Consider the following 14,850-nt stretch of genomic DNA (forward strand, 5'->3'; position numbering starts at 1 on the left):
GGCGCGGTGGGCCGGTCCGCCGGACGGCGGGAGGACCCGGCTCCCGGCCCCCGGCTGACGCCCGCAGCGGGCGGCGGCCGCGGCGGGCGTCAGCCGCTGCGGGCGGCTAGAACCCCGCCGGTTCCGTGTACACCCCCCACTCGTCCCGCAGCACGCCGCAGATCTCGCCGAGGGTCGCCTCCGCCCGTACGGCGTCCAGCATCGGCTCGATCATGTTGGCCCCGGAGCGCGCGGCCGACAGCATCGCGTCCAGCGCGGAGCGCACCGCGGCCTCGTCGCGCGCCGTCTTCCGCTCGCCCAGGACGCGGACCTGCTCCCGCTCCACCTCGTGACTGACCCGCAGGATCTCCAGGTCCCCGGTCACCGATCCGGTGGCGACGTTGACGCCCACGACCCGCTTCTCGCCCTTCTCCAGCGCCTGCTGGTAGCGGAACGCGGACTCGGCGATCTCGCCGGTGAACCAGCCGTCCTCGATCCCGCGCAGGATCCCGGAGGTGATCGGCCCGATCGGGTGCCGCCCGTCCGGGTGAGCCCTGAGCCCGCGCTCCTTGATCTGCTCGAAGATCTTCTCCGCGTCCGCCTCGATCCGGTCCGTGAGCTGCTCCACGTACCAGGAGCCGCCCAGCGGGTCGGCCACGTTGGCGACGCCGGTCTCCTCCATCAGCACCTGCTGGGTGCGCAGCGCGATCTCGGCGGCCTGCTCGCTGGGCAGCGCCAGCGTCTCGTCCAGCGCGTTGGTGTGCAGGGAGTTGGTGCCGCCGAGCACGGCGGCCAGCGCCTCCACGGCGGTGCGCACCACGTTGTTGTACGGCTGCTGGGCGGTCAGCGAGACGCCCGCGGTCTGCGTGTGGAACCGCAGCCACTGCGCCTTCTCGCTCTTCGCGCCGTACACGTCCCGCATCCACCGGGCCCAGATCCGCCGGGCCGCGCGGAACTTGGCGATCTCCTCGAAGAAGTCGACGTGCGCGTCGAAGAAGAAGGACAGGCCGGGCGCGAAGACGTCCACGTCGAGGCCGCGGCTGAGGCCCAGCTCGACGTAGCCGAAGCCGTCGGCGAGCGTGTAGGCCAGCTCCTGCGCGGCCGTGGCCCCGGCCTCGCGGATGTGGTAGCCGGAGACGGACAGCGGCTTGTAGGCGGGGATGCCGGCCGCGCAGTACTCCATCAGGTCGCCGATCAGACGCAGATGGGGCTCCGGCTGGAAGAGCCACTCCTTCTGCGCGATGTACTCCTTGAAGATGTCGGTCTGCAGCGTGCCGTTGAGGACCGACGGGGCGACGCCCTGCCGCTCGGCGGCGACCAGGTACATGCAGAAGACGGGCACCGCGGGCCCGCTGATGGTCATGGAGGTGGTGACGTCCCCGAGCGGGATGTCCTTGAACAGGACCTCCATGTCGGCGGCCGAGTCGATGGCCACGCCGCAGTGCCCGACCTCACCGAGCGAGCGCGGGTCGTCGGAGTCGCGCCCCATGAGCGTCGGCATGTCGAAGGCCACGGACAGGCCGCCGCCGCCCGCGGCGAGGATCATCTTGTAGCGCTCGTTGGTCTGCTCGGCGTTGCCGAACCCGGCGAACTGCCGGATCGTCCAGGTGCGCCCGCGGTAGCCGGTCGGGTGGAGCCCGCGCGTGAAGGGGTACTCCCCCGGCCACCCGATCCGCTCGAATCCCTCGTACGCGTCCCCGTGCCGGGGTCCGTACACCGGCTCCACGGGATCGCCGGAGAGCGTGGTGAAGTCTGCGTCGCGCTTGCGCGCGGCGTCGTAACGGGCCTGCCAGCGCCGGCGGCCTTCCTCGATGGCGTGAGCGTCCATACCATCGAATTTACTTGGACGTCCTAGTAAATGTCGATGCCAACCGTGTCACGACCGGGAGAAGACCGCCGTACGGGTGCCGTACGGCGGTGTTCGCAGACCCTGGGCCGCAGACTCCGTACCCGAGATCCTCGGCTAGGCCTTGGCGACGGCCGGGGTCCGGCCCGCGACCTTGCCGTCCAGCTCGCGGCTGATCCGGCGCTCGACGAAGAAGGCGGCCGTCGGGATCGTGCCCGCGAGCAGCACCCAGAGCTGCTTGCCGACCGGCCACTTCGCCTTGGAGCCCAGGTCGAAGGCGAAGACCAGGTAGACGACATACAGCCAGCCGTGCGCGATGGCGACGACCCGGGTGACGTCGGCGGCACCGTCCATGTCCAGCCCGTACTTCGCGATCATGCTCAGGCACAGCAGCACCAGCAGCACACCGGTGACGTAGGCCAGGACGCGGTAGCGGGTCAGCACGCTCTTCTTCATGCCGTCGAGCGTAACCGCCCGTTGTGGGAGATCTTGCCCCGGGTCACCCCTCGTCGAAGTCGTGCGCCGCGATCCGCAGCGGGCGCAGCATGGCGAAGATCTCCGCGCACTCCTCGGCGTCGTAGGCGCCGAGGCCGAAGTCCATCGCCATCAGGTCGCGGGTGGCCGCGTCGACCACCTCGCGGCCCTTCTCCGTGATGACGGCGAGCGTGCCGCGGCCGTCGTTGGGGTTGGGCCGCTTGGCCACCAGACCGGACCTGACGAGCCGGTCCACGGTGTTCGTCACCGAGGTGGGGTGCACCATCAGCCGCTCGCCGATCTTGGACATCGGCAGCTCACCGGCCTTGGAGAAGGTGAGCAGCACCAGCGCCTCGTAGCGCGCGAAGGTCAGCCCGTAGGGCTTGACCACCGCGTCGACCTCGGCCAGCAGGATCTGCTGCGCCCGCATGATCGAGGTGATCGCGGCCATCGCGGGCACGTTCCCCCAGCGCTGCTTCCAGAGCTCGTCGGCGCGTGCGATGGGGTCGAAGGGGAGGCTGAGAGGCTTGGGCACGTCAGCAGACCCTACCGGCCGGTCATATGCCGGTCAGCTCCGTCTCGGCTTTCGGTCACCCGGGGGCCGGGGCGCGGGACGGATCAGCCCGCCAGGTGCCGTTCCACGGTCTCCACCTTGGCGGTGAGGCCGTCGGTCACACCGGGCCGGATGTCCGCCTTGAGGACGAGCGAGACGCGCGGCGCCCGCGCCTCCACCGCGGCGACGGCCCGCCGGACGACGTCCATGACCTCGTCCCACTCCCCCTCGACCGAGGTGAACATGGCGTCGGTGCGGTTGGGCAGCCCGGACTCGCGGACCACGCGGACGGCGTCGGCGACGTACTCCCCCACGTCCTCGCCGACGCCGAGGGGCGTCACGGAGAAGGCGACGATCATGCGTTCACGACCCCTTCCTTGCGGGCGCGGGCGGCGATGACGGCGTTCTCGGCCTCGCGGCGCAGCCTGCGCTCCGCGAAGAAGCCGCCGGTGGGCAGCACGGAGAGGACGAAGTAGAGGGCGGCGGTGCCGAAGCCCCACTTGGCGCGGTTCCAGGCGTCCGCCCAGAAGAGCACGTACAGGACGAACAGCACGCCGTGCACCGCGCCCATCACGGGCACCGCGTTGAAGTCCGTGGTCCGCTTCAGCACCGAGCAGACGAGCAGGACCAGGAAGGACACGGCCTCCGGTGCGGAGACCAGGCGGAGACGGCGGAGGGCGGAGGCGGTCTTGATGTCCACGGATCACCTTCGGTGGGAGTTGCGACGACGGGCCGGCTGCTTTGTGAACACACGCACAAGCTGCGGTCCATTCTGGCAAACGACGGCCCTAGGGGTGCGTTCAGGGTCGTTTCTCCACCCCCGGGCCCTGTTCCCTCCACCCGGCTCGCCGCTAGTTTCCCTGCGTGGCGATGTTCCGACTTCAGGGAAGCAAGGTGCTCGCCGTCGACATGACCGGGGACGCCGTCAAGGCGAAGAACGGCTCGATGGTCGCGTACGACGGGCAGATGGCCTTCAAGAAGCTGAGCGGCGGCGGCGAGGGGCTGCGCGGGATGGTGACCCGGCGGCTCACCGGCGAGCAGATGACGGTGATGGAGGTGAGAGGGCAGGGGACCTGCTGGTTCGCGGACCGGGCCGCGGAGATCAACCTGGTACGCCTGCAGGGTGACAAGCTCTGGGTCGAGTCGAGCAATCTGCTGGCGACCGACGCGGGGCTGCGCACGGGCACGACGTTCACCGGGCTGCGCGGCGCCTCGCAGGGCAACGGGCTGTTCACGACGACCGTGGAGGGCCACGGGCAGGCGGCCATCATGTCGGACGGCCCGGCGGTGGTCCTCCGGGTCAGCCCGCAGTACCCGCTGACCGTCGACCCGGGCGCCTACATCGCCCACCAGGGCGACGTGCGGCAGAGCTTCCAGTCCGGTGTGACGTTCCGCACCCTCTTCGGGGAGGGCGGCGGCGAGGCCTTCCAGATCCGCTTCGAGGGCGACGGCCTGGTCTACGTCCAGCCGAGCGAGCGCAACACGATCGCGGGGGACCTGTGAGATGACCTTCCGGGAGATCAACGACAAGATGGTCGAGGCCACCGTGCTGCCCGGCCGGCGGCTGTTCAGCCAGCGCGGGGCGATGCTCGCCTACCGGGGCGAGGTGTCCTTCACGCCCAGCGTCCAGGGGGGCCAGGGCGGGCTGATGTCCATGATCGGGCGCCGGGTGGCCGGCGAGGCGACCCCGCTGATGTCCGTCGAGGGCAGCGGCACGGTCTTCTTCGGGCACGGCGGCCACCACGTCCACGTCATCACCCTCACCGGCGACACCCTCTACGTGGAGGCCGACCGGCTGCTCGCCTTCGAGGGCACGCTCCGCCAGGGCACGATGTTCATGGGGTCCCAGGGCGGGGTGATGGGCCTGGTGCGGGGCCAGGTCACCGGACAGGGCCTGTTCACCACCACCCTCCAGGGCCAGGGCGCGGTGGCCGTGATGGCGCACGGCGGCGTCTTCGAGATCCCCATCACCCCGCAGCGCCCGGTGCACGTGGACCCGCAGGCCTACGTCGCCCACCACGGCGACGTGCGCAACCGGCTGTCCACCGCGCTCGGCTGGCGCGACATGGTGGGCCGCGGCTCCGGCGAGGCGTTCCAGCTGGAGCTGAGCGGCAGCGGCACGGTCTACGTCCAGGCCTCGGAGGAGAAGCTGTGAGCGCGTACGGAGCACCCGGCGGCCCGGTGGTGCACGACCCGGCGACCCTGCCCGCCGACGACAACGTGAACAAGTACACGTTCTGCGTCGAGCTCAAGGGCGGGGAGTGGTTCCTGCAGAAGGGGAAGATGATCGCCTACTACGGGGCGATCGAGTTCAACGGCATCGGGCACGGCCGGCTCGACCGGCTCGTCCGCACGTCGTTCCATTCGCCACTGCACGCGAGCGACTGGGTCGTGGCGGCCGGCTCGGGGAAGATGCTGCTGGCCGACCGGGCCTTCGACGTCAACTCCTTCGACCTGGACGACGGGAACTTGACCATTCGCGCGGGCAATCTGCTTGCTTTTCAGCCAAGTCTCGCGCTCAAACAGTCGATCGTGCCGGGTTTTCTGACACTCATCGGAACCGGAAAGTTCGTGGCCGCATCTAACGGTCCGGTGGTGTTCATGGAACCCCCGATCCGGGTGGACCCCCAGGCGCTGGTCGGGTGGGCCGACTGCCCGTCACCGTGTCATCACTACGACCACGGGTATCTGACGGGTGTGATGGGCGGTCTACGTGCGATGACGGGCCTGGGCGGGGCTTCCGGTGAGGAGCACCAGTTCGAGTTCGTCGGCGCCGGGACGGTCCTGCTCCAGTCGAGTGAGACGCTGATGGCGGAGCAGTCGACCGGGGCGGTTCCGCCGGAACCGGGCGTTCCCGGCGGTGGCGGAGCGGCACCGGGTGGACACGGTCCGCAATCGGCGGGCACACCGCGCCTTCCCGGACAGCTCGGGGACCTCCAGCGTCGCTTCGGGCTGTGAGCGGTAGTCTGCGGAGTGTGACGGCTCGAACGCGTGCGCACCGTCACACCATCCGAAGTAGTTCGTCATTCAACTTCTTAGGTAGACTTCATTCATGGAGACCGAGACGGCCACGCGCTGGCTGACCGATGCGGAGCAGTGCGCCTGGCGCACCCACCTGGAGGTCAACAGGCTGTTGACGTACCAGCTCGAAAGAGATCTGCAGCCGTTCGGCCTGACGATGAACGACTACGAGATTCTCGTGAATCTGTCGGAGTCGGACGATGTGCGGATGCGCATGAGCGATCTGGCGTCCGCCACGATGCAGTCGAAGAGCCGGCTCTCGCACCAGATCACGCGGATGGAGAACGCGAACCTGGTGCGGCGCGAGAACTGCGAGTCCGACCGGCGCGGGCTCTACGCGGTGCTGACGGACCACGGCATGGAGACCATGCGGAAGGTCGCTCCGTACCACGTGGCGTCGGTGCGCAGGCACTTCATAGACCTGCTGTCGCCGGACGCGCTGACCGAGCTGGACAAGGCGCTCAGGCCGATCGCCGAGCACCTGAGGGGGCAGCGGGGGCGCCCCTGACGCAGGCGGGGGTCCCGGGGCGCGGGCCGCGCCCCGGAGGCCGCCTGCGGGCGTTTTGCGGTCAGCTCTCCGTCAGTCCCGCCACCAGCTCGTCCGCCGCGCGGTAGGGGTCGAGGTCGCCCGCCACGATGCGCTCGGCGAGGGCGCTGAGCCGGCGGTCGCCGTGCAGGTCCCCGATGCGCTCGCGAAGCGCCGTGACCGCGATGGTCTCCACCTCGCGGGCCGCGCGTGCCCTGCGGCGCTCGGCGAGGACGCCGTGCTCCTCCATCCAGGCCCGGTGCTTCTCCAGGGCCTCCACCACCTCGTCCACGCCCTCGGCGCGGGCCGCGACCGTCTTGACGATGGGCGGACGCCAGTCACCGGGCCCGCGGGCCTCGCCCAGGCCCAGCATGTGGTTCAGTTCGCGGGCCGTCGCGTCGGCGCCGTCACGGTCGGCCTTGTTGACCACGTAGACGTCGCCGATCTCCAGGATGCCGGCCTTCGCCGCCTGGATGCCGTCGCCCATGCCCGGGGCCAGCAGCACCACCGAGGTGTCCGCCTGGGAGGCGATCTCCACCTCGGACTGGCCGACCCCGACCGTCTCCACCAGGATCACGTCGCAGCCCGCCGCGTCCAGGACCCGGATCGCCTGGGGCGCCGCCCAGGCCAGGCCGCCCAGGTGGCCTCGGGTGGCCATCGAGCGGATGTAGACACCCGGGTCCGAGGCGTGGTCCGACATCCGGACGCGGTCGCCCAGCAGGGCGCCCCCGGAGAAGGGCGACGAGGGGTCGACGGCCAGGACGCCGACCCGCCTGCCCTGCTTGCGGTAGGCCGTGACGAGGGCGGAGGTGGAGGTCGACTTGCCGACGCCGGGCGAGCCGGTCAGGCCCACCACATAGGCGTTGCCGGTCAGCGGGGCGAGTGCGGCCATGACCTCCCTGAGCTGCGGGGACGCCCCCTCCACCAGGGAGATCAGCCGGGCCACGGCCCGCGGCCGGCCTTCCCTGGCCTGGGCCACCAGAGAGGAGACGTCCTGCATCAAACAGCTCCGTTCACTTCACGACACAACGGGGGGAATCAGGCCTTCGGAACCCGCACGATCAGGGCGTCGCCCTGGCCGCCGCCACCGCACAGCGCGGCCGCGCCGACACCGCCGCCCCGGCGCTTGAGTTCCAGCGCCAAGTGCAGCACGAGCCGGGCGCCGGACATGCCGATCGGGTGACCCAGCGCGATCGCGCCGCCGTTGACGTTCACCTTTTCCGTGGAAACGCCCAGGTCCTTCATTGACTGGACCGCGACCGCCGCGAAGGCCTCGTTGATCTCGATGAGGTCGAGGTCCGAGACCTCCAGGCCCTCCTTCTTCAGGGCGTGCTGGATGGCGTTGGACGGCTGGGACTGCAGGGAGTTGTCCGGACCGGCCACATTGCCGTGCGCGCCGATCTCGGCGAGCCACTCCAGGCCCAGCTCCTCGGCCTTGGCCTTGCTCATCACGACCACGGCGGCGGCGCCGTCCGAGATCTGCGAGGAGGACCCGGCGGTGATCGTGCCGTCCCTGGTGAAGGCCGGCCGCAGCTTGCCCAGCGACTCGGCGGTGGTGTCGCCGCGGATGCCCTCGTCCTTGCTGAAGAGGACCGGCTCGCCCTTGCGCTGCGGGATCTCGACCGGGGTGATCTCGGCCTCGAAGATGCCGTTCTTCTGCGCGGCGGCGGCCCGCTGGTGGGACAGGGCGGCGATCTCGTCCTGCTCCGGGCGCTTGATGCCCAGGCGGGTGTTGTGCTTCTCCGTGGACTCGCCCATGGCGATGTTCTCGAAGGAGTCGGTCAGGCCGTCGTACGCCATGGCGTCCAGCAGCTCGACGGCGCCGTACTTGTAGCCCTCGCGGGACTTCGGCAGCAGGTGCGGGGCGTTGGTCATGGACTCCTGGCCGCCGGCCACCACGATGTCGAACTCACCCGCTCGGATGAGCTGGTCCGCGAGCGCGATCGCGTCCAGACCCGACAGGCACACCTTGTTGACGGTGAGCGCGGGGACGCTCATCGGGATGCCGGCCTTGACCGCGGCCTGGCGGGCCGGGATCTGCCCCGCGCCGGCCTGCAGCACCTGACCCATGATCACGTACTGGACCTGGTCGCCGCCGATCCCCGCACGGTCGAGGGCGGCCTTGATCGCGAAGCCGCCGAGGTCGGCTCCCGAGAAGGACTTCAGCGAGCCCAGCAGCCGCCCCATGGGCGTACGCGCGCCCGCGACGATCACCGAGCTGGTCGTACCGGGTGTTCCAGAAGACATGAGCTGCGATCCCCTTACCGGCCTGCACAGCCGAGGAGTGAACGAGGGTTTACTTCGAATGTACTGAGCGGCACTCCGTGCCGTCATCGGCCCGTCGGTGTGATCGCGCGCACGTTGCGTAACCACGCCGGTGGGGTTGCACTGAATCCATGCTGACGCGAATCGACCACATCGGGATCGCCTGCCACGACCTCGACGCCACTGTCGAGTTCTACCGGTCCACGTACGGCTTCGAGGTGTTCCACACCGAGGTCAACGAGGAACAGGGCGTGCGCGAGGCCATGCTCAAGATCAACGAGACGTCCGACGGCGGCGCCTCCTACCTCCAGCTCCTCGAACCGACCCGCGAGGACTCCGCGGTCGGCAAGTGGCTGGCGAAGAACGGCGAGGGCGTGCACCACATCGCCTTCGGCACGGCGGACGTCGACGCGGACGCCGAGTCCGTCCGGGGCAAGGGCGTACGGGTCCTGTACGACGAGCCGCGGCGGGGCTCCATGGGCTCGCGGATCACCTTCCTGCACCCGAAGGATTGCCACGGTGTCCTGACAGAACTGGTCACTTCGGCCCCAGTTGAGTCACCTGAGCACTGACCCTCGTACATATGGGCCGGTAGGGTTGGGGGCGGTCGTCCTCAGAACCGGGGCGGCCGCATGCCGGGGTCCGGGTTTCGGGGGACGAGCGTCGGGGCAGCAGCCCGTGCTCCGCCGTTGATCTGACACCATTCCCCGGGGGCCCCGTTCGGCCGATGGACGGAGCTCGTTGGAGAAGCTGACCAGGGGACGGATGGGACCGCGCAGTGCGGGGCTACGAGAGCCAGGAGCGAGAGCCGGCGGCTGACGTCGACCACCTCTCTCGGTTCGAGGCCGAGATGAAGCGGCTGAGGACCGAGCGGGAAAAGGCGATCCAGCACGCCGAGGACCTCGGCTACCAGGTCGAGGTGCTGCGCGCCAAGCTGCACGAGGCGCGCCGCACCCTGATGACCCGGCCCGCCTACGACGGCGGTGACATCGGCTACCAGGCCGAGCAGTTGCTCCGTAACGCCCAGGTGCAGGCCGATCAGCTGCGCCAGGACGCCGAGCGGGAGCTGAGCCAGGCCCGCGCGCAGACCCAGCGCATCCTGCAGGAGCACGCCGAGCAGGCCGCCCGGCTCCAGGCCGAGCTGCACCAGGAGGCGGTCACCCGCCGCCAGCAGCTCGACCAGGAGCTGGCCGAGCGCCGGCAGACCGTCGAGTCGCACGTCAACGAGAACGTGGCGTGGGCGGAGCAGCTGCGCGCCCGCACCGAGTCGCAGGCCCGCCGGCTGCTGGACGAGTCGCGCGCCGAGGCCGAGCAGGCCATGGCCGCCGCCCGCGCGGAGGCCGAACGGCTGACGCGGGAGGCCCGCGAGCGGCTGCGCAGCGACGCGGAGACCGCGCGCGCCGAGGCCGAGCAGATCCTGCGCCGCGCCCGCACCGACGCCGAGCGGCTGCTGAACGCCGCCTCCACGCAGGCCCAGGAGGCCACCGACCACGCCGAGCAGCTCCGCACCGCGACCGTCAGCGAGTCGGACGCCGCCCGCCGGCAGTCCGCCGAGCTGAGCCGGGCCGCCGAGCAGCGCATGGCGGAGGCCGAGGAGTCCCTGCGCAAGGCGCAGGCCGAGGCGGAGAAGCTCGTCACCGAGGCCAAGGAGGCGGCCGCCAAGACGCTGTCGGGCGCCGAGGCCGCCAACGAGACCCGTACCCGCACCGCCAAGGAGCAGGTCGCCCGGCTGGTCGAGGAGGCCACCAAGGAGGCCGAGAACACCAAGTCCGAGGCCGAGCAGCTCGTCGCGGACGCGCGCGCCGAGGCCGAGCGGATCGTCGCCGAGGCCGCCGAGAAGGCCCGCAGCGTCACCGCCGAGGAGACGGCGACCCAGCTCTCCAAGGCGGCCCGGACCGCCGAGGACGTCCTCGACAAGGCGTCCGAGGACGCCAAGAAGACCACGAAGGCCGCCGCCGAGGAGGCCGAGCGGATCCGCCGGGAGGCCGAGGCCGAGGCGGACCGGCTGCGGGCCGAGGCGCACGACATCGCCGAGCAGCTCAAGGGCGCGGCGAAGGACGACACCAAGGAGTACCGCGCCAAGACGGTCGAGCTGCAGGAGGAGGCCCGCCGGCTGCGCGGCGAGGCCGAGCAGCTGCGCGCCGACGCGGTCGCCGAGGGCGAGTCGATCCGCGCCGAGGCGCGCCGGGAGGCCGTGGCGCAGATCGAGGAGGCGGCCAAGTCCGCCGAGGAGCTGCTCGCCAAGGCCAAGGCGGACGCCGACGAGCTGCGCCAGAAGGCGACCTCGGACAGCGAGAAGGTGCGCACCGAGGCCATCGAGCGGGCCACCGCGCTGCGCCGGCAGGCCGAGGAGACCCTGGAGCGCACCCGCAAGGAGGCCGAGCGGCACCGCGCGGAGGTCGTCGAGCAGTCCGACGCGCTGAAGGCGGACGCCGAGCGGGCCGCGCGCGAACTGCGCGAGGAGACCGAGCGGGCGGTCGAGGCCCGGCGCGGCGAGGCCGCCGAGGAGCTGTCCCGGCTGCAGACGGAGGCCCAGGAGCGGCTGGCGTCGGCCGAGCAGGCTCTCGGCGAGGCCCGTGAGGAGGCGGCCCGGATCCGCCGGGAGGCGGCCGAGGAGAGCGAGCGGCTGCGCACCGAGGCGGCCGAGCGGATCCGCACGCTCCAGCAGCAGGCCGAGGACGAGGCCGACCGGCTGCGCAACGAGGCCGCGTCGGACGCGTCCGCCTCGCGTGCCGAGGGCGAGGCCCTGGCCGTACGGCTGCGCTCGGAGGCCGCGGCCGAGGCCGAGCGGCTGAAGGCGGAGGCCCAGGACACCGCCGACCGGGTCCGCGCGGAGGCGCAGGCCGCCGCCGAACGGCTCGGCGCCGAGGCGTCCGAGACGCTGGCCGCGGCCCAGGAGGAGGCGGCCAGGCGCCGCCGGGAGGCCGAGGAACTGCTCGGCGCCGCGCGGTCCGAGGCCGACCAGGAGCGCGAGCGGGCCCGCGAGCAGAGCGAGGAACTGCTGGCCTCGGCACGCAAGCGGGTGGAGGACGCGCAGACCGAGGCGACCCGGCTGGTCGAGGAGGCCGACCGGCGCGCCACCGAGATGGTGTCCGCCGCCGAGCAGCACGCCCAGCAGGTACGGGACTCCGTCGCCGGGCTGCACGAGCAGGCGCAGCAGGAGATCACCGGGCTGCGCTCGGCCGCCGAGCACGCGGCCGACCGTACGAAGCGGGAGGCCGAGGAGGAGGCGGACCGGGTCCGCGCCGACGCCTACGCCGAGCGGGAGCGGGCGAGCGAGGACGCCTCGCGGCTGCGGCGCGAGGCGAACGAGGAGGCGGAGGCCGCCAAGGCGCTCGCCGAGCGCACGGTCGCCGAGGCGATCGCGGAGTCGGACCGGCTGCGCTCGGACGCGTCCGCGCACGCCCAGCGGGTGCGCACCGAGGCGTCGGACGCGCTCGCCGAGGCCGACCAGGCCGCCGCCCGCACCCGGGCGGACGCCCGGGAGGACGCCAACCGCATCCGTTCGGACGCGGCGGCCCAGGTGGACACGCTCATCACCGAGGCCACCGCCGAGGCGGAGCGGCTGCAGACCGAGACGGCCGCCGAGGCCGAGCGGGTGCGCGCCGAGGCGGTCGCGGAGGCCGAGCGGGTCCGGACCGAGGCCACCGCGAGCGCCGAGCAGCTCGTCGGGGACGCCACCGGGGAGGCGGAGCGGCTGCGCGCCGAGGCCGCCGAGACGGTCGGTTCGGCGCAGGCGCACGCGGAGCGGGTGCGCGCCGAGGCGGAGCGGCTGCGGGCGGACGCCGAGGCGGCGGCCGAGCGGCTGGTCGGTTCGGCGCGCGAGGAGGCGGAGCGGACGCTGGACGAGGCCCGCAAGGACGCCAACAAGCGGCGTTCGGAGGCGGCCGAGCAGGTCGACACGCTCATCACGGAGACCACGGCGGAGGCCGACAAGCTGCTCACCGAGGCCCAGCAGCAGGCGCAGAAGACCACCGCGGACGCGGAGTCGCAGGCCGACACGATGGTGGGCGCGGCCCGCACCGAGGCCGACCGGATCGTGTCCGAGGCGACCGTCGAGGGCAACTCCCGGGTGGAGAAGGCCCGCACGGACGCGGACGAGCTGCTGGTCGGCGCCCGCCGGGACGCGACCGCGATCCGCGAGCGCGCGGAGGAGCTGCGCGAGCGCATCACCACCGAGATCGAGGAGCTGCACGAGCGGGCCCGCCGGGAGGCCGCCGAGACGATGAAGTCGACCGGCGACCGCTGCGACGCGCTGATCAAGGCGGCCGAGGAGCAGCTCGCCAAGGCGGAGGCGAAGGCCAAGGAGTTGGTGTCAGAGGCCAGTTCCGAGGCCGGCAAGGTGCGCATCGCCGCCGTCAAGAAGGCGGAGGGGCTGCTCAAGGAGGCCGAGCAGAAGAAGGCCAGCCTGGTCAGGGAGGCCGAGGAACTCAAGGCCGAGGCGGTCCGCGAGGCCCGGCGCACGGTCGAGGAGGGCAAGCGGGAGCTGGAGCTGCTGGTGCGCCGCCGCGAGGACATCAACGCCGAGATCTCCCGGGTCCAGGACGTCCTGGAGGCGCTGGAGTCCTTCGAGACCCCGGCGGCCGGCAAGGACGGCGGGGTCAAGGCGGGCGCGACGGTCGGTTCCCCCCGATCGGGTGGCAAATCGTCGGACGGCTAGCGAACGGGAAGGATTCCGGTGTGTTCTGGGTGCTTTGCCCAGTTCATTGGCAAGCCGTCCCGTGATCAGCCACCCGAAAGAGGTGTCATTCTCCAGATCAAACACGTATCCGCTCGATGACACACCGCTTCGGCACCTAGGATTCCACCTATCACCTCACCGGTCTCATTCGACAGGAACCCCATGAGCGACACTTCCCCCTACGGCTTCGAGCTTGTGCGGCGTGGGTACGACCGCGCTCAGGTGGACGAACGAATCTCGAAGCTCGTCTCCGACCGTGACAGCGCGCTCTCCCGTATCACCGCGCTGGAGAAGCGCATCGAGGAGCTGCACCTCGAGACGCAGAACGCGCAGGCCCAGGTCACCGATGCCGAGCCGTCGTACGCGGGTCTCGGGGCGCGGGTCGAGAAGATTCTGCGCCTGGCCGAGGAAGAGGCAAAGGACCTGCGTGAGGAGGCCCGGCGCGCGTCCGAACAGCACCGCGAGCTGGCCGAGTCGGCCGCCCAGCAGGTCCGCAACGACGCCGAGTCCTTCGCCGCCGAGCGCAAGGGCAAGGCCGAGGACGAGGGCGTCCGGATCGTCGAGAAGGCCAAGGGCGAGGCCTCGCAGCTGCGTGCCGACGCGCAGAAGGACGCCCAGTCCAAGCGTGAGGAGGCGGACGCCCTCTTCGAGGAGACCCGCGCCAAGGCCGCGCAGGCCGCCGCCGACTTCGAGACGAACCTCGCCAAGCGCCGCGAGCAGTCCGAGCGCGACCTGGCGTCGCGTCAGCAGAAGGCCGAGAAGCGCCTCGCGGAGATCGAGCACCGCGCCGAGCAGCTCCGCCTGGAGGCGGAGAAGCTGCGCACCGACGCCGAGCGCCGCGCCCGCCAGACGGTGGAGACGGCCCAGCGTCAGGCCGAGGACATCGTGGCCGACGCCAACGCCAAGGCGGACCGGATCCGTTCGGAATCCGAGCGCGAGCTCGCGGCCCTCACCAACCGCCGCGACTCGATCAACGCGCAGCTCACCAACGTCCGCGAGATGCTCGCCACGCTGACCGGTGCCGCGGTGGCCGCCGCCGGCTCGCCGGCCGAGGACGAGCCGATCTCCCGTGGTGTCCCGGCGCAGCAGACCCGCTAGCCGAGCGACCGGGTGAGGGGCGGCGGGCCTTGTCCCGCCGCCCTTTCTCGTGTGCGCGTAGCCTGACGGGAGAACGCGGGGCCGGGGCGGACCGGGACCGGGTGCCGGCCGTCCGGCCCGGGAAGAGGTGCGCCGCATGTCCGTCTCCGGCCGGTCCCTGGAGGACGCCGTCCTCGAACTCCTCGACAGCAGAGCGCCGGGCGCCTCGGTCTGCCCCTCGGACGTGGCCCGTGCGGTCCACCGGTCCGGCGACGACGGCTGGCGGGAGCTGATGGAACCCGTCCGCCGGGCCGCGGCCCGGCTCGCGGCCCGAGGAGAGGTGGAGATCACCCAGCGCGGAACCCCGGTGGATCCCGCGCGCGCCCGCGGGCCGATCCGGATCCGCCGGCCGTCCCGCTGAGCGCGCA

General features: G+C 71.8%; 15 protein-coding genes. 8 read left to right on the top strand and 7 right to left on the bottom strand.

Going from position 1 to position 14,850, the window contains the following annotated elements; translation table 11 throughout:
* Positions 1-106 precede the first annotated feature (106 nt).
* The 5 genes from TNCT1_RS00115 to TNCT1_RS00135 form a co-directional block, all read right to left on the bottom strand.
* Positions 107-1,807, bottom strand: a complete 1,701-nt coding sequence (locus tag TNCT1_RS00115; protein WP_143626814.1) for a methylmalonyl-CoA mutase — start codon at positions 1,805-1,807, stop codon at positions 107-109.
* 135 nt (positions 1,808-1,942) lie between these two features.
* Entirely contained in the window at positions 1,943-2,281 is a 339-nt protein-coding gene (locus tag TNCT1_RS00120) for a DUF3817 domain-containing protein (protein ID WP_143626816.1), read from the bottom strand.
* Between the two features lie 43 nt (positions 2,282-2,324).
* Positions 2,325-2,834 carry a MarR family winged helix-turn-helix transcriptional regulator gene (locus tag TNCT1_RS00125; protein WP_143626818.1) on the bottom strand — a complete coding sequence of 170 codons (510 nt, stop codon included), beginning with the start codon at positions 2,832-2,834 and terminating at the stop codon, positions 2,325-2,327.
* 83 nt (positions 2,835-2,917) lie between these two features.
* On the bottom strand, positions 2,918-3,211 hold the full coding sequence (locus tag TNCT1_RS00130; protein ID WP_143626819.1) for an MTH1187 family thiamine-binding protein: 294 nt from the start codon (positions 3,209-3,211) through the stop codon (positions 2,918-2,920).
* Positions 3,208-3,552, bottom strand: a complete 345-nt coding sequence (locus TNCT1_RS00135) for a DUF3817 domain-containing protein (protein ID WP_143626821.1) — start codon at positions 3,550-3,552, stop codon at positions 3,208-3,210. Before TNCT1_RS00135 ends, TNCT1_RS00130 begins: the two co-directional genes overlap by 4 nt.
* A gap of 170 nt (positions 3,553-3,722) precedes the next feature.
* Here TNCT1_RS00135 and TNCT1_RS00140 point away from each other — a divergent pair, with 170 nt between their 5' ends.
* The 4 genes from TNCT1_RS00140 (at position 3,723) to TNCT1_RS00155 (ending at position 6,381) form a co-directional block, all read left to right on the top strand.
* Entirely contained in the window at positions 3,723-4,355 is a 633-nt protein-coding gene (locus tag TNCT1_RS00140; RefSeq protein ID WP_143628228.1) for an AIM24 family protein, read from the top strand.
* A gap of 1 nt (position 4,356) precedes the next feature.
* A complete protein-coding gene (locus TNCT1_RS00145) occupies positions 4,357-5,007 on the top strand; it encodes an AIM24 family protein (protein ID WP_143626823.1) in 651 nt (216 codons plus the stop codon).
* Positions 5,004-5,810 (top strand): AIM24 family protein, encoded by an 807-nt coding sequence (locus tag TNCT1_RS00150; RefSeq protein WP_143626825.1) that lies wholly within the window; start codon positions 5,004-5,006, stop codon positions 5,808-5,810. The genes TNCT1_RS00145 and TNCT1_RS00150 overlap by 4 nt, the downstream gene beginning before the upstream one ends.
* A 94-nt stretch (positions 5,811-5,904) precedes the next feature.
* Entirely contained in the window at positions 5,905-6,381 is a 477-nt protein-coding gene (locus tag TNCT1_RS00155; RefSeq protein WP_143626827.1) for a MarR family winged helix-turn-helix transcriptional regulator, read from the top strand.
* A 61-nt stretch (positions 6,382-6,442) separates the two neighbouring features.
* On the opposite strand, the gene meaB is transcribed toward TNCT1_RS00155, so the two are convergent.
* Both meaB and TNCT1_RS00165 read right to left on the bottom strand, forming a co-directional pair.
* A complete protein-coding gene (meaB, locus tag TNCT1_RS00160) occupies positions 6,443-7,399 on the bottom strand; it encodes a methylmalonyl Co-A mutase-associated GTPase MeaB (protein WP_143626829.1) in 957 nt (318 codons plus the stop codon).
* A gap of 38 nt (positions 7,400-7,437) precedes the next feature.
* Positions 7,438-8,646, bottom strand: coding sequence for an acetyl-CoA C-acetyltransferase (locus TNCT1_RS00165; RefSeq protein ID WP_143626831.1), 1,209 nt, complete (start codon positions 8,644-8,646; stop codon positions 7,438-7,440).
* 149 nt (positions 8,647-8,795) lie between these two features.
* Here TNCT1_RS00165 and mce point away from each other — a divergent pair, with 149 nt between their 5' ends.
* The 4 genes from mce (at position 8,796) to TNCT1_RS00185 (ending at position 14,843) form a co-directional block, all read left to right on the top strand.
* Positions 8,796-9,236: a methylmalonyl-CoA epimerase gene (mce, locus tag TNCT1_RS00170; protein ID WP_143626833.1), complete on the top strand. Its 441-nt coding sequence runs from the start codon at positions 8,796-8,798 to the stop codon at positions 9,234-9,236.
* 206 nt (positions 9,237-9,442) lie between these two features.
* Complete coding sequence (scy, locus tag TNCT1_RS00175; RefSeq protein WP_143626835.1) at positions 9,443-13,324, top strand: polarized growth protein Scy; 3,882 nt, start codon at positions 9,443-9,445, stop codon at positions 13,322-13,324.
* A gap of 183 nt (positions 13,325-13,507) precedes the next feature.
* A complete protein-coding gene (locus TNCT1_RS00180; protein ID WP_143626836.1) occupies positions 13,508-14,443 on the top strand; it encodes a cellulose-binding protein in 936 nt (311 codons plus the stop codon).
* 136 nt (positions 14,444-14,579) lie between these two features.
* On the top strand, positions 14,580-14,843 hold the full coding sequence (locus TNCT1_RS00185; protein WP_143626838.1) for a DUF3253 domain-containing protein: 264 nt from the start codon (positions 14,580-14,582) through the stop codon (positions 14,841-14,843).
* The last annotated feature ends 7 nt before the right edge of the window (positions 14,844-14,850 follow it).

Origin of the sequence: Streptomyces sp. 1-11, assembly GCF_007176755.1 — a bacterium.
Lineage (GTDB): Bacteria > Actinomycetota > Actinomycetes > Streptomycetales > Streptomycetaceae > Streptomyces.